Below are 18,062 nucleotides of genomic sequence, written 5' to 3' on the forward strand. Positions count from 1 at the left end.
GCGTTTCTCCGTGCTCAGTTCTTGACGTCCATCGCCGAGCGCAGGCTGTCGGACAGGAGGTTGAAGGAGATCGAGGTGATGAAGATCATCAGGCCCGGCAGCGCCGCAATCCAGGGCTGGGTGTAGATCGCGGTGCGCAGGGTGTTGAGCATCAGCCCCCATTCGGGCTCGGGAGGACGCACGCCGAGGCCGAGGAAGGACAGGCCGGAGGCGAGGATCATCGACACCGCGATCAGGCTGGTCGCATAAACGAAGATCGGCCCCAGCACGTTGCCCAGCACATGCACGCGGACGATGGTGAAGGCCCCGGCGCCGGAGGCACGCGCCGCTTCGACGTAGTCGCGGCTGCGCACCTGGGTGGTGACGCTTTCGGCCACCCGCGCGATCGGCGGGATGAAGACGATGGTGAGCGACAGCAGCGCGTTGCCGATGCCCGCGCCCAGCGCGCCGGACAGCGCGATCGCCAGCAGCACCGACGGAAAGGCGTAGAGCACGTCGATGGTGCGCATGATCGCGGTGTTGATGAAGCCGCCGGCGTAGCCGGCCAGGATGCCGATCGCGCTGCCGAGCACGAAGGCGATCAGTACCGGCGTGATGCCCATGAACAGTGACAGCCGCGCGCCCACCATCAGCCGCGACAGCATGTCGCGGCCCAGCTCGTCGGTGCCGAGCAGGAAGTTCTCGAAGCCGATCGGCCGTAGCCGCTTCAGCATCGAGGTCTGGTAGGGATCGTGCGGCGTGATCAGCGGCGCGAAGATCGCCACCAGCACCAGCAACAACAGCACCAGCGCGGCGCCGACCGCGACCGGGTCGCGGGCCAGCTTCTTCAGCACGCCGCTCCAGAAGCCGGCGGAGCGTTCGTAGGCCGGCACCGCGGCGGCGGCGGGGGAGAGGGTGGTCGTCGTCATCGCTGGATCCTCGGGTCGATGGCGGTCTGCAGCGTATCCACCAGCAGGTTGAGCAGCACGAAGAACATCGCCAGCACCAGGATCGTGCCCTGCAGCAGCGGCAGGTCGCGCTGGAAGATGGCGGAGTTGAGCAGGAAGCCGGTGCCGGGCCAGGAGAACACCGTCTCGATCAGGATCGAGCCGCCCAGCAGGTAGCCGAGCTGCAGGCCCATCACCGCCAGCGCGGTCGGTGCGGCGTTCTTGACCACGTGCAGGAAGATGCCGAGGTCGGTGAGGCCCTTGGCCTTGAGGCCGACGACGAATTCCTGCGCCAGGATGTCGGCCACCAGCGCGCGCACGGTGCGGGCGATGATGCCCATCGGGATCACCGACATCGTCAGCGCCGGCAGGATCATGTACTGCACGTGCGCCCAGTCCCAGGCCCAGGCGTCCGAGCCGCCGGGGCCGGCGCCGGTCGGCGGCAGCCAGCCGAGCCAGGCCGAGAACACGATCACCATCACCATGCCCAGCCAGTAGTGCGGCACGCTGACGCCCAGCACCGACAGCATCGAGGCGGCGCGATCGACCCACGAATCGCGGAAGTAGCCGGCGACGAAACCGAACAGGCTGCCGAGCAGGAAGCCGATCAGGGTTGCCAGGCAGGCCAGCATCAGGGTGTTGCCGACCGCCTTGAACACTTCCTCGGCGACCGGCCGGCCAGTGGCGATCGAGGTGCCCAGGTCGCCCTGCAGCGCGCGCCACAGCCAACTGGTGAATTGCTCGATCCAGGAGCGATCGAAGCCGTACAGCGTCATCATCTGGCGCTGCAGCTCGACCGAGGCGTCGGGCGGCAGGATGGAGACCAGCGGGTCGCCGGGCGAGATGTGCACCAGCAGGAAACAGAAGAAGGCCACGCCGAGCATGATCGGCACGGTGTGGACGATGCGTCTGAGCAGGTAGAAGATCATCGCGGACTCCGCACAGGGGGCGAAAGGGCGGCGAGGCGCGCCGCCCGCCAGGTCGATTCCCGCAGCGGCGCGGAGCCGCCGCCGCGGGCCGTGGCGCTCACTCGATGCGCATCGGCGCGATGTCGATGAACCAGCTCTGCGGCTGGACCACGCCCTTCACCTTGGCCGACATCGCGCGCGGACCGACGTCGCGGGCGATCCAGACGAAGGGCGCTTCTTCCACCACGCGGGCGTGCAGCTTGGCCAGCGCCGCGTCACGCTCCTTCTCGTCGAAGCTGGTGCGGGCGTCGGCGATCAGCGCATCGATCTCCGCGTTGCCGAAGAAGCCCCAGTTGTTGGAGACCGGCGGGAAGGTCTGGGTGCTGACGAAGCGCACCATGGCGAAGAAGGGGTCCATCGACGCGTAGCTGACGTTGATCGCATCGGCGCCGTTGGCCGATGCATCCTTGGCGCCGCGCCGCCAGTTGGTGAACAGCGTGTTCCACTCCAGCACGTCGAATTCGACGTCGAAGAAGCAGTCCTTGAGGTTCTGCTGCACGTACTCGTTCATCGGCAGCGGCTGCATCTGGCCGGAGCCGGAGGCCGATATCTGCACCTTGACCTTGACCGGCTTGGACTTCGAGTAGCCGGCTTCGCTCATCAGCTTGCGGGCTTCGTCCGGCGCGTAGCGGATGTCGAAGCCCGGGTTGCCCCACCACGGATGGCCGGGGTCGACCGTGCCCTTGGGGATGCCCATCATGCCGCCGAGCAGTTCGCGCAGTTCCTCGCGATTGACGCACAGGTTGGCGGCGTGGCGCACGCGCTTGTCCAGCCATGGCGAGCCTTCGGCGAAAGAGAGCTGCCAGGGCCAGACGTGCGGCTGCGGGTTGCTGTGAATGACGAAGCCGCGGCTCTTGATCTGCTCCATCGCGTCCGGCGACGGCGCTTCGATCCAGTCGACCTGGCCCGACAGCAGCGCGGCGGTACGGGCGTTGGCCTCGGGCAGCGGCATCAGCACTACGCGGTCGATGGTCGGCGTGCGCTTCGGGTCCCAGTAGGCGGTGTTCTTGACCATCTCCAGGCGTTCGCGCGGCACGAAGCGGCTCATCTTGAACGGGCCGGTGCCCGAGGCGTCGGCGGCGAAGGCCACCCAGGCCTGCTTGGCGCGCTCGGCCGGGTCGGTGACGCTGGCCGGCACCGCGGCGTACTTGGCTTCCCAGTGCGCCGGCGAGGCGATGAACAGGTTCAGCAGGTTGAGCGGCAGGAAGGAATCGGGCTCGGAGGTGGTGAGTTCGACGGTCATGTCGTCGATCTTGCGCGCGCTGCGCAGCGTCGGCATGCGCGAGGCGGTCACGCCTACCTGGCTGGCGTCGAAGTGTCTGGCACTCTGGTCGAGCACCTTCTGCACGTTCCAGACGATGGCGTCGGCGTTGAACGGCGAGCCGTCGTGGAAGGTGACGCCGGGGCGCAGCTTGAACACCCACTTGGTCTTGTCCTTGGCATCGACCGCCCATTCGGTGGCGAGGCCGGGAATCAGCACGCTGGGTTCGTCCGCCTTGGACAGGTCCCACTGGGTGAGGGCGTCGTACATCGGGATGCCGGTGAAGCGGTTGCCCTCGAAACCCTGGTCGGGCTGGCCGAGGGTGCGCGGGATGTCGGCGGCGGTCATGCCGATGCGCAGGACCTTCTCTTGGGCCAGCACGGTGCCGGAGGCGCTGGAGAGCGCGATCAGGCCACAGCCGAGCAGGGTGGGCAGCAGGCGGAGCGGGCGGACGGACATGGCGGTTTCCTTGCGGGAGGTGGTTGATGTCGTGCTTCCTTTCGCAAGCCGCGTGCCCGTTTTTGCCGCATCGCGGAAAAATCGGCAAATGCGGGGAAAACCGGACGTGTTCGCCTGCCTGGCCATGCGTTCCGGATGGGCGATGGCGGCCGCGGTATTTCATCCGCGCCCCAATCTGGTGAGATTTCTGCGCTATTGCGGTGCAGCAGGGGTCTCGCGCTCGAGGCGTCCGGTGGCCGTCTGGCGGGCGATCATGTGCAGAAGAGGTGGGTGCCGGAATCGCGCCAGCCATTCCATGGAACAATGGCAAGCGCCATGAAACCGCGCGCCCTGCTCACCAATCTCGCCGAAGCCGACCTGCGGCTGCTGCGCATCTTCATCGCCATCGTCGAGTCCGGCGGGCTGGCGGCAGCCGAGTTGCGGCTCAACATCAGCCGTTCGGTGATCAGCCGCCACCTGAAGGACCTGGAAACGAGGCTGGGCGTGCGCCTGTGCGAACGCGGCCGCGCCGGTTTCGCGCTTACCGAGGCAGGCAGCGCCGTGCTCGACGCCGCACGCCGGCTGCTGGCCCAGGTCGAAGGCTTCCGCCGCGAAATGGCCGGGCTGCACGGCAGCATGCGCGGCGAACTGAACCTGGCGGTGTTCGACAAGTTCGTCACCAATCCGGCCTGCCGGCTGGCCGAGACCATCGCCGCCTTCGGCGCCGAGGCGCCGGCGGTGGTGTTCGACGTGCATGTGGCGGGCGCCAGCGCGATCGAGACCGGCTTGCTGGAAGGGCGCTTCCAGGCGGGCATCCACCCCTACCATCGCGCCAGCGAAAGCCTGTTGAGCTGGCCGCTGTTCCCGGAGCGCATGCTCTTGTACGGCGCACCGGACCATGCGCTGCTGCGCAGCGGCACGGTTCCCGACGACGACGCGCTGCGTGCCGCCGACTTCGTCGGCCTCGGCTACCACTCGCCCAACATGGAGCATTTCTGGCGCCTGGGGCTGAAACCCGCCGCGCGTGCGCACGACCAGGAGGCCAGCGTGCTGCTGATCCGCTCGGGACGCTACCTGGGCTTCCTGCCGGAGCATTACGCGGCTGCGTTCGAGCGCGACGGGGTCCTGCGCCGCATCGAGTCGGCCACGCTGCAGTACCGCTGCGACTGGGTGGTGTCGATTGCACGCAGCCCCGCGCCCGGGCGCATCGCCCGCCATTTCGTCACCCGCCTGCGTGAATGCCATGCCGGCGGGGGCGGGACCGACTGCCGCGCCTGAACCGCCAGCGATCGGCTGGAGCCGGTGGCGCTTCATTCCCATGGCGTTTCCGCGCAGATGGACGACGCCATCGCGCACCGGGTCGTGCTTCATAGAATATTTTGATGGATGCAAAATAATCTTGTTTTGTGTACAAAGTCGGCTAGATTTGCATCCAATGCGCGACTCACTTCAATCACGAAGCGTCGGCGCCGGAGAACAGGGCATGGGCAAGAAGCGTTCGTCGATCGATCTCGGTTCGCTGCGGGGCGAGGAAGGCACGACTGCCGGCGGCCGGGACGAGGCGATCTACCGCAACCTCTATGCGGCGATCGTCGAGAACCATCTCGAGCCCGGCACCAAGCTGCCCGAGGACATGCTCGCCGAGGCTTTCGGCACCAGCCGCACCAGCATCCGCAAAGTGCTGCAGCGCCTGGCCTACGAACACCTGGTCGACATCCGCATGAACCGCGGCGCCACCGTCGCCCAGCCGACGGTGAAGGAGGCGCGCGACGTCTTCGCGGCGCGCCGCATCGTCGAATGCGGCGTGATGGCCCAGGTCGTTGCCAGGGCGACGCCGGCCAAGCTCGATGCCTTGCGCGACATCGTGCGCCGCGAGCATGAGGCCGAGGCGCGTGGCGATCGGCGCGAGGCGCTTTATCTGTCGGGCGAATTCCACATTGCGCTGAGCCGCATGTCCGAGAACGAGGCCATCACCGAGATCCTCACCAGCCTGGTGTCGCGGTCCTCGCTCGTGATCGCCACTCATGGCATGCCGATGGCCGGCAGTTGCCGCCATTCCGAGCACGACGAAGTGCTCGACCTGATCGCCGCCGGCGACGCCGAGAGCGTGCGTAGCTGGGTCGAGCGCCACTTGCTCGGCGTCGAGCGCAGCGTCGTGCTGGTCGAGGAAGATCCCGCCGCGCTGGATCTCAGGGCGGTTCTGGATGCGGTGGCCAGGCGGCACCGTCACGAGTGTTGATTGAGAACCCCTGCGGACGCCAGCGGCCGCGACACCAAGGAGAAGAGCGGTGCACCTCAGATTGATCAACCCCAACACCACGGCCGGCATGACCGACAAGATCGGCGCTGCGGGCAGGCGCGTCGCCGCGGCGACGACGCATGTCTCGGCGACCAACCCGGAGGCCGGCCCGGTCTCGATCGAGAGCCATTTCGACGAGGCGATCAGCGCCGTCGGCGTGCTCGAGGAGATCCGCCGCGGCGAGCAGGAAGGCGTTGATGCCTACATCATCGCCTGCTTCGGCGATCCCGGCCTGATGGCCGCGCGGGAGCTGACGCGCGCGCCGGTGATCGGCATCGCCGAGGCCGCCTTCCACCTGGCGACGCTGATCAGCACCCGCTTCTCGATCGTCACCACGCTCGGACGCACCGGCATCATTGCCGAGCACCTGCTGCAGAGCTACGGCTTCGCCCACCACTGCCGCAAGGTCCGCGCCGCGGAGATTCCGGTGCTCGACCTCGAGGACGACGGCGCCTGCGCGCTCGGCCGCATCATCGACGAATGCCGCCGCGCCAAGGCCGAGGACGGCATCGGCGCGATCGTGCTCGGCTGCGGCGGCATGGCCGACCTGACCGACGAGATCCGCGAGGCGGTCGGCCTGCCGATCGTCGAGGGGGTCACCGCCGCGGTCAAGCTGGCCGAGTCGCTGGTCGGCCTCGGCCTGGGCACGAGCAAGTTCGGCGATCTCGATTTCCCGCGGCCGAAGCCTTTCACCGGCCGCTTCGATTACCTCGGTTCCTGAACATCCGTCCCCGACGGAGCATTGCAGCAGCACCCCGTCCGAATGCGGCCTTGCAGCCGCCCGCCCCACCGAAGGAGGAGCAAAAAATGACAAGCAAGACGGAACACCTGCATGCGCCCGGCCGGCAGGCCGGCGCCGGCGAGGCCGCGCCGCAGACGAAAGCGGTCGGCGAGGAGTCGCTCGCCCCCCAGCAGACCCGCATCATGGGCAAATGGTCGTACCTGCTGGCCTGGTTCGGCGGCTGCGTATCGATCGGCACCTTCGCCATGGGCTCGAGCATCGTCGGCACCCTGAACCTGCTGCAGGCGACGCTGGCGATCGCGATCGGCTGCTTCGTGATCGGCATCGCATTGGCGATCAACGGCGCGGCCGGCTACAAGTACGGCATTCCCTTCGTGGTGCAGGCGCGCAGCGCCTTCGGTTTCTCCGGCACCAAGTTTCCGGGGCTGGTGCGCGCGGTGCCGGCCATCGTCTGGTACGGCTTCCAGAGCTGGGTGGGCGCGGGCGCGCTGAACGCGGTGTCGGTGTCGCTGCTGGGCTTCGACAATCTGGTGTTCTGGTTCGTCGTCTTCCAACTGCTGCAGATCGCGCTGTCGGTGCTCGGCTTCCAGGGCATCAAGTGGCTGGAGAACATCGGCAGCGGCTTCATCCTGGTGTCGCTGACCTACATGTTCTTCAGCGTCATCGACAAGTACGGCGACGTCATCACCGAGCGCCTGGTGAACATCGAGGGCACCTGGGGGCTGCCGTTCTGGGGCGCGACGATGCTGTTCCTGGGCATCTACAGCACGATGATGCTCAACGTCAGCGACTACTCGCGCGAGCTCGAGCGCGGCGTCCGGCGCGGTCCGCTGACGACGATCTACGCCATGTCCATCCTGCCTTGCACGCTGTTCATGGGCCTGATCGGGCTGATGGTGTCGGGTGCCACCGGCGTGGCCGATCCGATCCAGGTGTTCTCCAGCGCGGTCGACAACAAGCCGCTGCTGATCGCGACGCTGCTGTTCATCACCTTCGCCCAGGTCACGACCAACGTGCTCAACAACGTCGTGCCGCCCACCTACGTGCTGATGGACGTGTTCAAGCTGTCCTTCCGCAGCTCGGCGGTCATCGTCGGCCTGCTCGCCTTCGGCACCTTCCCGTGGGAACTGGTCAAGGACGAGTCGGCCGCCGGCCTGCAGATCTTCGTGCAGACCTATTCGGCCTTCCTCGGCCCGATCTTCGCGGTGCTGGTGGTCGACTACTACTTCATCCGCCGCCGCAACCTGAACCTGGCCAAGCTCTACGACGAAAACGGCCCCTATCGCGGCGTCAATTACGCGGGCATCATCGCCTCGCTGGTGGGCGCGGCCGTGGCGCTGAGCTTCTCGTCGGTGTCGTGGTACGCCAGCCTGATCCCGGCCGGCCTGTGCTACTGGCTGCTGATGAACAACTGGAGCGCTTGCAAGCGCTTCCTCGAAAACTGAACACGATGGCCGGCACAGCAGCGTGCCGGCCATCGCCTCCTGCCGGCGCGGGCGCTCTGCGGGTGCCCGCGTCTTCCTTTTTCAGGTCGAATGCAATGCAATCCTCACGTCTGGCGATCCTTGCCCTGTTCCTGCTGTCGGGCATCTGGGGCTACAACTGGGTGGTGATGAAGCAGGTCATCCAGTACGTCGATCCTTTCGATTTTTCCGCCATCCGCACCTTGCTGGGTGCGGCGACGCTGTTCCTGGTGCTGGCGGGGCTGCGCAAGCCGCTGAAGCTGGCCGCGATGCCGCGGGTGGCGATGCTCGGTATCGTGCAGACGGGCGCATTCACCGCGCTGATCCAGTGGGCGCTGGTGGCCGGCGGCGCGGGCAAGACGGCGGTGCTGGTCTACACCATGCCCTTCTGGGTGATCCCGATGGCCTGGTGGGCGCTGGGCGAGCGCATCCGCGGCATACAGTGGCTGGCCCTGGCCATTGCCGCCGGCGGCCTGGTGATGATCCTCGAGCCCTGGGCGATGCACAGCAGCCTGTTCAGCAACCTGCTCGCGGTCGGCGGCGGCCTGACCTGGGCGCTGTCGGCCATCCTCGCCAAACGCCTGCGGCGCGACCACGATTTCGACCTGCTGGCACTGACCGCCTGGCAGATGCTGTTCGGCGCGCTGGCGCTGTGCATCGTCGCGCTGCTGCTGCCGTCGCGGCCGATCGACCCCACGCCCTACTTCTACGGCGCGCTGGCCTTCAATGCGGTGTTCGCCACCGGCCTGGCCTGGCTGCTGTGGCTCTACATCCTGCAGCATCTGTCGGCGGGCATGGCCGGCCTGTCGGCGCTCGGCATTCCGATGATCGGCGTGCTGGCGGGCTGGATCGAATTGGGCGAGCGGCCGTCGACGGCCGAGTTCGCCGGCATGCTGCTGATCGGCGGCGCGTTGGCGCTGACCAGCCTGTGGTCGCTGTGGCAGTCGCGCCGGCCGGCGGGCTGAGATGCAGCCGGAGGTGGCCGGCCTTCCATCCGCGTGCTTGAATGCAAGCGTGGCCCACTTCCGCTGAACGCCCGTGCCCAGCCTGTTCGTTTCCTATCGCCGTGACGACAGCGCCGGCTTCGCCGGCCGGCTGACCGATGCGCTCGAGCAGCGGCTGGGGGTCGGCAGCGTGTTCCGCGACGTCGACGACATCCGGCCCGGCGCCGATTTCGAGCTCGCCATCGAGCACAGCCTGCGGCAGGTCGAGGCCGTGCTGGTGGTCATCGGCCCGGGCTGGCTCGCTGCCAGCCGGGACGGCGAGCGCAGGCTCGACCGCGCCGACGATTACGTGCGGCGCGAAATCGAGTGCGCGCTGGCTTCCGGCAAGCCGGTGGTGCCGGTGCTGGTGGGAGGCGCGACGATGCCGGCGGTGGAGGCATTGCCGCCGTCGCTGCGCGGGCTGGCGAACCGCCATGCGCTGTCGCTCGGCGATGCGTCGTGGGCGGCCGACCTGCAGCGGCTGCATGCCGCCCTCGAGCAGTGGCTGGCCGTCCCGGCGCCGCGCCGGCGGCGCTGGCCGGCGACGGCTGCTGCTGCCGCGCTGGCCGGCACGCTTGCCGCGGCCTGGCTGTGGAGCGGATCTTCCGGCCCGGGCCCGCAATCGATGCAGGGGGTGTGGGAGGCCGACGTGAGCTACCCGTGGAACGTCGAGCTGCGGGAGCGCTTCGATCTCGTCGCGGACGGCGACACGGTCGAGGGCAGCGCAAGCTTCCTCGGTGTTCCGCGCCTGATCGAAGAGGCGAACTGGCGTGACGGCCGGCTGCGCTTCGCCACCCGCGCCGAGTCCATTGCCGGCGGCGACGCGGTGCAGGGCATGGTGCAGCACTACGAGGCCTGGGTCGATGGCGATGCCCTGCACGTGCGGCTGCAGATCCAGCGCGGCAGCAGCGTGGATGCGCCGCTCGAATTCGTCGCCGTGCGCCGCTGAAGGGCAAGCGCGTCCCGCTGGCTCGACGGTGAGTTGCGTGGCAAAGTGACGGGCTTCCCATCTGCCTGCGAATGCGGCCATGTTTTACGGCATCACCGACCTGAGCACCTTCATCCTCGGCACCATCTTCATCGTGCTGCTGCCCGGCCCGAACTCGCTCTACGTCATGGCGACGGCTTCGCGCTGGGGTGTGGCGGCGGGCTATCGCGGCGCCCTCGGCATCTTCGTCGGCGACACCATCCTGATGCTGCTCGCCGTGCTGGGCATGGCTTCGCTGCTGCGCGCCACGCCCGAGCTGTTCATGGCGATCAAGTATGCCGGTGCGGCCTACCTGGCCTGGGTGGGAATCGGCCTGCTGCGCGCCAGCCTGGCCGCCTGGCGGCGCGGCGACGAAGCCGAGGCCGTGACCGGCCATCCCCAGGTGAGCGGCACGCCGCATCCTTTCCGCACCGCGCTCATCATCAGCCTGATGAATCCGAAGGCCATCCTGTTCTTCGTTTCCTTCTTCATCCAGTTCGTCGATCCGGCCTATGCCCACCCGGGGCTGTCCTTCGTGATCCTCGGCGTCATCGTGCAGATCTGCAGCGTGCTCTATCTGTCGGTGCTGATCTTCTCGGGCGCCAGGCTCGCGGCCCACTTCCGCCGCCATCGCCGCGCGGCGGCCGGTGCCACCGCAGGCGTGGGCGGCGTGTTCATCGGCTTCGGCGCCAAGCTGGCGACGGCGACGCTGGGTTGACGGGCCCGCGTACGGGCCCGCTGCATCGCGCCTGCAGCTTCAGGGAAAAGTGCATTCGCTTCGACCATCGATGCCCGTGGAATCGCGTTTGCCGCGACCGCAGGGGCGCTTCGGGCTAGAATCACGGCCGGCACATGCTGGTTTGCACCGAGGTCCGGAACCGCCGCTGATGCCCGACGTGGCCACCTGGCGGTCGACTCCCGATGGAAACACCAACATGTTACGCAAGCTGATCATCTACTGCCTGGTGGCCGTGCCGCTCGCGAGCAGTGGCTGGTGCGTCCATGCCCAGGACGAGCCGGATGCGTCGGCAGGCCGGCAACTGAGTACTGCCGCCATCGTGTGGGGGATCATCGGCTACACGCGCTGGCCCGAGCCGCCCCAGGCCTTGCGGCTCTGCCTCATCGGCGACAGCGAGCATGGTGGCACGCTGCATGGTGCAGGCGATGGACACAGGCCGGAGTACGGCGTCGACGTGCATGAGGCGGTCACCGCCGAGGACGCCGCGGAGCACTGCGACGTGCTGTACGTCGGCAAGCTGTCGCCGGAACACCTGACCTCACTGATCAAGCTGCTCACCGGCAGGCCAGTGCTCACGATCGGCGAAGAGCACGATTTCTGTTCCTTCGGCGGCATGTTCTGCCTGGACGACCGTCCCGACAGGAAGAACTTCGCGGCCAACCTCGATGCCATCTCCCGCAGCGGGCTGCGCGTCAATCCCCAAGTCCTGCGGCTGACCGAGCAGTTGCCGAACCATCCATGACGAGCATCAAACGGACCACTCTTTTCCAGGCCTTGCGCCGGATGTACACGGACTCGACCGTGCTGGCCATCACGCTGGCCGGCATGGCGCTGTTCATCCTGACCCTGATCACGCTGAGGGGGCAGCTCGAACAGCATCTGCAACTCGTCGCGCGCACCATCGCCTACTCCGCCGAGGCTGCCGTCCTCTTCGAGGACCAGCGGACCGCTGCCGAGATCCTGCTGCAGATCGCCGAGCGCGAACAGCTCAGGGAGGCCAGCGTCAGCACGGTGGACGGGCGCACGCTGGCCAGGCACCGATACCGCGGCAGCGGCATGCTCGGCCATTTCGACGAAGCCGCCGGGCGCCTGCTGTTCCCCGAACCCATCGCTGCCGAGATCCGCTCCGGCAGCAAGCACATCGGCAACGTGGTGGTGCATGGCAACGGTGCGCGGTTCATCATCTACACGCTGCAGGCCGTCGGCATCGGCCTGGGCAGCATCGCGCTGTTCTTTTATGCCGCGAGCCGCCTGGCGGGGCGGATGTCGCAGCGCATCATCGCTCAGCTCGAGGCGCTCGCCTCGGCCACCCACGGTGCCCGGCTGCAGCAGGACTTCAACCGCCGCGTGCCGCCGCTGGACATTGTCGAATTCGACCAGCTCGGCAAGGACTTCAACGCCTTGTTCGCCGAACTGCATGCCCGCAACGTCGAACTGATCGCGCGCCAGTCCAGCCTGGAAGTGGCGAACCAGACCTTGTCCCAGCTTGCGCTGCGCGATGGCCTGACCGGCCTGGCCAACCGGCGCGGCTTCATCGAACGGCTGGAGAAGGCGCTGGACGAGGCCTGTGACTCGGGCGGCAAGGTCGGCGTGCTGTACCTGGACAACGACCGCTTCAAGCAGGTCAATGACCAGTACGGCCATGCCGCCGGCGATGCGCTGCTGGTGGAAGTCGCAGATCGCATCCGCAACTGCATCCGCGACACCGACCTCGTCGCCCGCCTGGGCGGCGACGAATTTACGGTGCTGCTGGATTCGGTGCGCGACGTCGATGATGCCGTCCTGGTGGCCGACAAGATCCTGGCGGCGATGGCGGCGCCGCTCGAAATCGGTGAAGCGCGGGTGGCGCCTGCCGTCAGCATCGGCATCGCCCTGTACCCGGAGCATGCGCGGACTGCGGATCAGCTCCTCACCGCGGCGGACCAGGCGATGTACGCCGCGAAACAGAACGGGCGCGGGCAGTACCGGATCTTCGGTCCCGATGCCCGTCATTGCCTCAACCACGGAGAGTCAAGCGAATGAATCACCCCGTTGTCCGCTCCGGCCCAGGCTGTTTCCTGGTCCGATGCTTCCTGGCACTGGCGGCAGCAGTGCTGCTCGCGGCCTGCCAGACGACGCCCGATACGCACGGCCTCAGCGCTGAACAGATCGCCGCGCTCGAGCGCATGGGGTTCGTCGAAACCGAGGATGGCTGGGGCCTGAACCTGGACGGCAGGATCCTGTTCGACACCGATACCGACCAGGTTTCCGGCGAGGCTTCGGAGATCATCACGCGTGTCGTCGATACGCTGAAGATCATCGGCATCGATGCCGTGCGCGTCGAAGGCCATACCGACAACACCGGCACGCCCGACTACAACATGGCGCTGGCGGAGCGGCGGGCCGGCGCCGTCGCACGCGAGCTTGCGCGCCACGGCCTGCCCCACGACAACATCGTCCGCCGCAGTTTCGGCAGCATGCGCCCGATCGCCGACAATGCCACCGCGGACGGGCGTGCGCAGAACCGCCGCGTGGCCATCATCGTGCCGGCGATGTGAGCGGCGGGCCGGGCATGCAGCACATCATTTCCATTGCCGGACTTTCCAAGACCTATGCCGGCGGCTTCGCCGCGCTGAAAGAGGTGGACCTGGACATCCGGCGCGGCGAGATATTCGCCCTGCTGGGGCCGAACGGCGCCGGCAAGACCACGCTGATCAGCATCGTCTGCGGCCTGGTCAACCCGACTGCCGGGCGGGTCACGGTGGGCGGCCACGACATCATCCGCGACTACCGCGCGGCGCGGGCGATGATCGGCCTGGTACCGCAGGAGTTGACCACCGATGCCTTCGAGTCGGTGTGGAACACCGTCAGCTTCAGCCGTGGCCTGTTCGGCAAGCCGGCGAACCCGGCCTACATCGAGGAAGTGCTGAAGGCGCTGTCGCTGTGGAGCAAGAAGGACGCCCGCCTGGTGTCGCTGTCCGGCGGCATGAAGCGGCGGGTGTTGATCGCCAAGGCGTTGTCGCACGAACCGCAGATCCTGTTCCTCGACGAGCCGACCGCCGGCGTGGACGTCGAACTGCGCCACGACATGTGGCAACTGGTCCGCCGCCTGCGCGACGCCGGCGTCACCGTGATCCTGACCACCCACTACATCGAGGAAGCCGAGGAAATGGCCGACCGCGTGGGCGTGATCAGCAAGGGCGAGCTGATCCTGGTCGAGGACAAGGAAGCGCTGATGCGCAAGTTCGGCGGCAAGCGCCTGACGCTGCAGCTGGCTGCGCCGCTGGCGGCGATTCCGCCCGCGCTGGCGCGCTACGGCCTGGTGCTGGGCAAGGGCGGCACTGAGCTGGTGTATCACTACGAAGGCGAAGGCGGCGGGCAGGACACCGCCATCGCCGAGCTGCTGCGCGACCTGGGCAGCGCGGGCATCGGCTTTGCCGACCTGCATACCGAGCAGCGTTCGCTGGAAGACATCTTCGTCGGCCTGGTCAGCGAGCGCGGGCAGAACCAGACGGGAGGGTACCGATGAACTGGCAGGCCGTTCGCGCCATTTACCACTTCGAGATGGCCCGCACCCGCCGCACGCTGCTGCAGAGCGTGCTGGCGCCGGTGATTTCCACCTCGTTGTACTTCGTCGTCTTCGGCTCGGCGATCGGCGGCTACATTCCGGAAGTCGAGGGCGTCAGCTACGGCGCCTTCATCGTGCCCGGCCTGATCATGCTCAACCTGCTGACGCAGAGCGTGTCGAACGCCACTTTCGCGATCTTCTTCCCGAAGTTCTCGCGCACCATCTACGAGGTGCTGTCGGCGCCGATATCGCATTTCGAGATCGTCGCCAGCTACGTCGGCGCAGCCGCCACCAAGGCGATCATGCTGAGCCTGATCATCCTCGCCACCGCCACGCTGTTCGTGCCGCTGCGCATCGAGCATCCGCTGTGGATGCTGTTCTTCCTCGTGCTGACCGCGCTGACCTTCAGCCTGCTGGGCTTCATCCTCGGCATCTGGGCGGACAACTTCGAGAAGCTGCAACTGGTGCCGCTGCTCGTCATCACGCCGCTGACCTTCCTCGGCGGCAGCTTCTACTCCATCGACATGCTGCCGCCGCTGTGGCGGACGGTGAGCCTGTTCAACCCGGTGGTGTACCTGGTCAGCGGCTTCCGCTGGAGCTTCTACGGCAGCGCCGACGTCGCGGTCGGCGTCAGCATCGGCATGGCGCTGCTGTTCCTGGCGGTGTTCATCGTGATCGTGATGTGGATGTTCAGGACGGGCTACCGGCTGAAGCCGTGACGGACGCGGCGACGTCGACGCCTTCGAACACTTCGTCCAGCCCGATCTCCAGTTCCAGCGAGGCCAGCACCAGCGCCCGTGCGCTGTCGTGGGTGGCGAGCAGCTTCTTCCGAGGCGGTACCACGACGAGGCGTAAAAGTGTGCCCGTTTCGGGTATAGTCTGGAGGTCGAGATGACGCAAATCCTCAAACGGAAGGACTTCGCACGGTGGCAGGCGGGAGAGAAGTTGCCTGATGCTGCCTTGTGCAAGGCGGTCAAGGAAATGGAGAACGGTCTGATCGACGCCGACTTGGGTGGCTTCCTCTACAAGAAGCGGGTGGCCCGCCCAGGTGGCGGCAAGAGCGGTGGCTATCGCACGTTGCTGTCGGCCAGGATGGGGGACCGCTATGTGTTCCTGCATGGTTTCCCCAAGAGCGACAAGGCGAACATCACGCAGGACGAGAAGAGGGCGCTCCAATTTGCCGGCAAGGTGTTTCTGGAACTATCTGGTAAAGCCTTGTCGCAGGCATTGAAGTCAGGTGTTTTAGTGGAGGTGCATTGTGAGCAAGATCATTGAATCGCTGCGTGGCGACCTGGCTGCGCTCCATGAAGCCGGAGCGATCAGCAAGGTGACGATGCGCGAGTTCGACGCGATCTGCCCGCCGCCGGTGCGGGAGTTTGGCCCGGCTGACATCAAGCGCCTGCGCGAAGGATTGAAGTTCAGCCAGCCGGTGTTTGCACTTCATCTGCATACGTCGGCATCGACTGTGCGCAAGTGGGAACAAGGCGAAACCCACCCCACTGGGCCGGCTCTAAAGCTGCTGAACATCATCGCCGACAAGGGCTTGCAGGCCATCATCTGATCGGGCGTACTGCAGAATCGAGGTTGCTAACACATTATCCGGCATGGCGTTGCTGGTGTTCATCGCCATCGTGATGTGGATGTTCAGGACGGGCTGCCGGTTGAAGCCGTGACAGGTTCGCGGTCGAGTCCCTCGAACACTTCGTCCAGTCCGATTTCCAGTTCCAGCGAAGCCAGCACCAGTGCCCGTGCGCAGTAGTGGGTAGCGAGCAGCCAGTCGTCGGACGGCAGGCGGCGGAAAATTTCCAGGCTGCGGCGATCGGCATCGACCAGCACGTATTCCTGCAGGCTGTCGAGCAGACGGTATGCGGCGAATTTCTGCCCGCGGTCGTAGGCGGCGGTGCCGTCGCTGAGCACTTCGATGATCACCCGCGGGTGGTGCAGCACGCGTTCGGCGCTGAGGTCTTCCGGGTGGCAGCTGACCATCACGTCGGGGTAATACACTGCATCGGCACGTTCGACTTCGAGGGGCATGTCTGCAATGTAGGGGCGGCATGGGCTGCCACGCAGACGTTGGTGAAGTGCGGCGTAGCAGTTGCCGGCAACGATGACATGGGCCTGGTGGATTCGGATTTCAGGAAATGGCTCTCCGGCAACGTAAAACCACCCCGGCAACGTATTCGTGCTTGACGGTCTGCTCCGATTCCCAGACAAGGAAGTCCTGGCGTTCGAAGCGGGGAGCGGGTGGGTGCAGGGCCATGATCGGCTCTCGGCGGGGCGCGCGACAGACGGCGTTTAACCCTGCGGTGACAGGATTGCGGGGCGCAAACTCAGTTCAGCTTTTCCGTCGGCTCCTTCCTGCTCAACCGGGGCGCTGCCAGGCAGGCTTGCCAAGCACGTGAGTCGCTGCCACGGTTCGATCGTCCCCCAGCATCATCAGCACGAACAGGCGCTCGTCCAGCGTCTGCGCGGCCTGCATGCGGCGTGCCAGCAGCGGCGTGGCAGCCGGGGCGAGGACGACGAAATCGGCTTCCTTGCCGGGCAGGAAGTTGCCGATCCTGTCATCCAGATAAAGGCTGTGCGCGCCGCCCAGCGTGGCGAGGTGGAAGGCGCTGGCGGCCGACAGTTTCTGGCTCTTGAGCTGCAGCACCTTGTAGGCCTCGTTCAGCGTCTGCAGCATCGAGAAGCTGGTGCCGGCGCCGACGTCGGTGCCGATGCCGACGCGCAGGCCCATTTCGCGCGCGCGGTCGAGGTCGAACAGGCCGGAGCCGAGGAAGAGGTTGGAGGTCGGACAGAAGCTGATCGCGGTGCCGGTGTCGGCCATGCGCTGGCGGTCGGTGTCATCCAGCCAGATGCAGTGGGCGTAGACCGAGCGCTCGCCGAGCTGGCCGAAGCGGTCGTAGACGTCGAGATAGCTGCGCGCCTCGGGGTAGAGTTCGGCGACCCAGGCGACTTCACCCTGGTTCTCGGCGACGTGGGACTGCAGGTAGAGCCCGGGATGCTCGGCGTACAGGCGGCCGGCGAGTGTCATCTGCTCGGGGGTCGAGGTCGCGGCGAAGCGCGGCGTGACGGCGTACTGCAGGCGGTCGCGGCCGTGCCAGCGTTCGATCAGGGCTTTCGATTCGGCGTAGCCGCTTTCGGCGGTGTCGCGCAGGAAGTCCGGGCAGTGGCGATCCATCATCACCTTGCCCGAGATCATCCGCATGCGCCGCTTCAGCGCGGCTTCGAACAGCGCGTCGACCGAGCTTGCATGCACGGTGGCGAAGGCAAGGGCGGTGGTGGTGCCGTTGCGCAGCAACTCGTCGCAGAAGAATTCGGCGACGGCCTGCGCGTGTTCCGGATCGGCGAAGCGGGCTTCGGCAGGAAAGGTGTATTTCTCCAGCCAGGCCAGCAGTTGCTCGCCATGGCTGGCGATGATGTCGGTCTGGGCGTAGTGGATGTGGGTGTCGACGAAGCCGGGCATGATCAGCTTGCCGCGGTAGTCGGTCACCGGGACGTCGGCCGGCAGGCGGGCCAGCAGCTCGGCGGCGGGGCCGACTTCGGCGACGTGGCCGTCGCGGATCAGCAGCAGGCCGTCGGCGAAGTGTTCGATGGCGGCCTCGCCGTGGCTGGCGGGGTCGGCGAGGAAGTGCAGGATCTCGCCGCGGACGGCGTGCAGGGCAGCAGAGTTCATGTCGGGCAGGCTCGGAAAGGCGTTTGGAACTAGGCGACAGGAGAGACGGGTGTCGT

At 66.9% G+C, this 18,062-nt stretch carries 20 protein-coding genes; 14 read left to right on the forward strand and 6 right to left on the reverse strand.

The window, feature by feature from the left end:
- Positions 1–14: 14 nt before the first annotated feature.
- The 3 genes from AAFL97_RS05680 to AAFL97_RS05690 form a co-directional block, all read right to left on the reverse strand.
- Positions 15–908 (reverse strand): ABC transporter permease, encoded by an 894-nt coding sequence (locus AAFL97_RS05680; protein WP_341644085.1) that lies wholly within the window; start codon positions 906–908, stop codon positions 15–17.
- Positions 905–1,855, reverse strand: a complete 951-nt coding sequence (locus AAFL97_RS05685) for an ABC transporter permease (RefSeq protein WP_341644086.1) — start codon at positions 1,853–1,855, stop codon at positions 905–907. The genes AAFL97_RS05680 and AAFL97_RS05685 overlap by 4 nt, the downstream gene beginning before the upstream one ends.
- A 97-nt stretch (positions 1,856–1,952) precedes the next feature.
- Positions 1,953–3,614: an ABC transporter substrate-binding protein gene (locus tag AAFL97_RS05690; protein ID WP_341644087.1), complete on the reverse strand. Its 1,662-nt coding sequence runs from the start codon at positions 3,612–3,614 to the stop codon at positions 1,953–1,955.
- A 315-nt stretch (positions 3,615–3,929) separates the two neighbouring features.
- Between AAFL97_RS05690 and AAFL97_RS05695 the strand changes: the two genes are divergently transcribed.
- The 12 genes from AAFL97_RS05695 to AAFL97_RS05750 all read left to right on the forward strand — a co-directional run bounded on the left by AAFL97_RS05695 (position 3,930) and on the right by AAFL97_RS05750 (position 15,052).
- Positions 3,930–4,871: a LysR family transcriptional regulator gene (locus tag AAFL97_RS05695; protein ID WP_341644088.1), complete on the forward strand. Its 942-nt coding sequence runs from the start codon at positions 3,930–3,932 to the stop codon at positions 4,869–4,871.
- A 205-nt stretch (positions 4,872–5,076) separates the two neighbouring features.
- On the forward strand, positions 5,077–5,832 hold the full coding sequence (locus AAFL97_RS05700) for a GntR family transcriptional regulator (RefSeq protein WP_341644089.1): 756 nt from the start codon (positions 5,077–5,079) through the stop codon (positions 5,830–5,832).
- A gap of 49 nt (positions 5,833–5,881) precedes the next feature.
- Positions 5,882–6,613 (forward strand): aspartate/glutamate racemase family protein, encoded by a 732-nt coding sequence (locus AAFL97_RS05705; RefSeq protein WP_341644090.1) that lies wholly within the window; start codon positions 5,882–5,884, stop codon positions 6,611–6,613.
- Positions 6,614–6,699: 86 nt separating this feature from the next.
- Positions 6,700–8,079, forward strand: coding sequence for an NCS1 family transporter (locus AAFL97_RS05710; protein WP_341644091.1), 1,380 nt, complete (start codon positions 6,700–6,702; stop codon positions 8,077–8,079).
- 95 nt (positions 8,080–8,174) lie between these two features.
- A complete protein-coding gene (locus AAFL97_RS05715; protein ID WP_341644092.1) occupies positions 8,175–9,062 on the forward strand; it encodes a DMT family transporter in 888 nt (295 codons plus the stop codon).
- Positions 9,063–9,135: 73 nt separating this feature from the next.
- Complete coding sequence (locus AAFL97_RS05720; protein ID WP_341644093.1) at positions 9,136–10,029, forward strand: toll/interleukin-1 receptor domain-containing protein; 894 nt, start codon at positions 9,136–9,138, stop codon at positions 10,027–10,029.
- A 79-nt stretch (positions 10,030–10,108) separates the two neighbouring features.
- Positions 10,109–10,765 (forward strand): leucine efflux protein LeuE, encoded by a 657-nt coding sequence (leuE, locus tag AAFL97_RS05725; protein ID WP_341644094.1) that lies wholly within the window; start codon positions 10,109–10,111, stop codon positions 10,763–10,765.
- A gap of 217 nt (positions 10,766–10,982) precedes the next feature.
- The gene (locus AAFL97_RS05730) at positions 10,983–11,528 is read left to right on the forward strand and encodes a YfiR family protein (protein WP_341644095.1); all 546 of its coding nucleotides are present in this window, start codon (positions 10,983–10,985) and stop codon (positions 11,526–11,528) included.
- On the forward strand, positions 11,525–12,808 hold the full coding sequence (locus AAFL97_RS05735) for a diguanylate cyclase domain-containing protein (protein ID WP_341644096.1): 1,284 nt from the start codon (positions 11,525–11,527) through the stop codon (positions 12,806–12,808). The genes AAFL97_RS05730 and AAFL97_RS05735 overlap by 4 nt, the downstream gene beginning before the upstream one ends.
- Positions 12,805–13,323, forward strand: a complete 519-nt coding sequence (locus AAFL97_RS05740; protein WP_341644097.1) for an OmpA family protein — start codon at positions 12,805–12,807, stop codon at positions 13,321–13,323. Before AAFL97_RS05735 ends, AAFL97_RS05740 begins: the two co-directional genes overlap by 4 nt.
- A 14-nt stretch (positions 13,324–13,337) precedes the next feature.
- Positions 13,338–14,294: an ABC transporter ATP-binding protein gene (locus tag AAFL97_RS05745; protein WP_341644098.1), complete on the forward strand. Its 957-nt coding sequence runs from the start codon at positions 13,338–13,340 to the stop codon at positions 14,292–14,294.
- Entirely contained in the window at positions 14,291–15,052 is a 762-nt protein-coding gene (locus tag AAFL97_RS05750; protein WP_341644099.1) for an ABC transporter permease, read from the forward strand. Before AAFL97_RS05745 ends, AAFL97_RS05750 begins: the two co-directional genes overlap by 4 nt.
- On the opposite strand, the gene AAFL97_RS05755 is transcribed toward AAFL97_RS05750, so the two are convergent.
- The gene (locus AAFL97_RS05755) at positions 15,024–15,176 is read right to left on the reverse strand and encodes a hypothetical protein (RefSeq protein ID WP_341644100.1); all 153 of its coding nucleotides are present in this window, start codon (positions 15,174–15,176) and stop codon (positions 15,024–15,026) included. The genes AAFL97_RS05750 and AAFL97_RS05755 overlap by 29 nt on opposite strands.
- Before the next feature lie 48 nt (positions 15,177–15,224).
- On the opposite strand from AAFL97_RS05755, the gene AAFL97_RS05760 reads away from it, so the two are divergent.
- Both AAFL97_RS05760 and AAFL97_RS05765 read left to right on the forward strand, forming a co-directional pair.
- The gene (locus AAFL97_RS05760) at positions 15,225–15,608 is read left to right on the forward strand and encodes a type II toxin-antitoxin system RelE/ParE family toxin (RefSeq protein ID WP_341644101.1); all 384 of its coding nucleotides are present in this window, start codon (positions 15,225–15,227) and stop codon (positions 15,606–15,608) included.
- Positions 15,592–15,894 carry a helix-turn-helix domain-containing protein gene (locus AAFL97_RS05765; RefSeq protein ID WP_341644102.1) on the forward strand — a complete coding sequence of 101 codons (303 nt, stop codon included), beginning with the start codon at positions 15,592–15,594 and terminating at the stop codon, positions 15,892–15,894. Before AAFL97_RS05760 ends, AAFL97_RS05765 begins: the two co-directional genes overlap by 17 nt.
- Before the next feature lie 83 nt (positions 15,895–15,977).
- Here AAFL97_RS05765 and AAFL97_RS05770 read toward each other — a convergent pair whose 3' ends face one another.
- Positions 15,978–16,547 (reverse strand): Uma2 family endonuclease, encoded by a 570-nt coding sequence (locus tag AAFL97_RS05770; RefSeq protein WP_341644103.1) that lies wholly within the window; start codon positions 16,545–16,547, stop codon positions 15,978–15,980.
- Between the two features lie 148 nt (positions 16,548–16,695).
- Entirely contained in the window at positions 16,696–18,006 is a 1,311-nt protein-coding gene (gene guaD, locus AAFL97_RS05775) for a guanine deaminase (RefSeq protein ID WP_341644104.1), read from the reverse strand.
- Between the last annotated feature and the right edge of the window lie 56 nt (positions 18,007–18,062).

Source organism: Thauera sp. SDU_THAU2 (genome assembly GCF_038260575.1).
Lineage (GTDB): Bacteria > Pseudomonadota > Gammaproteobacteria > Burkholderiales > Rhodocyclaceae > Thauera.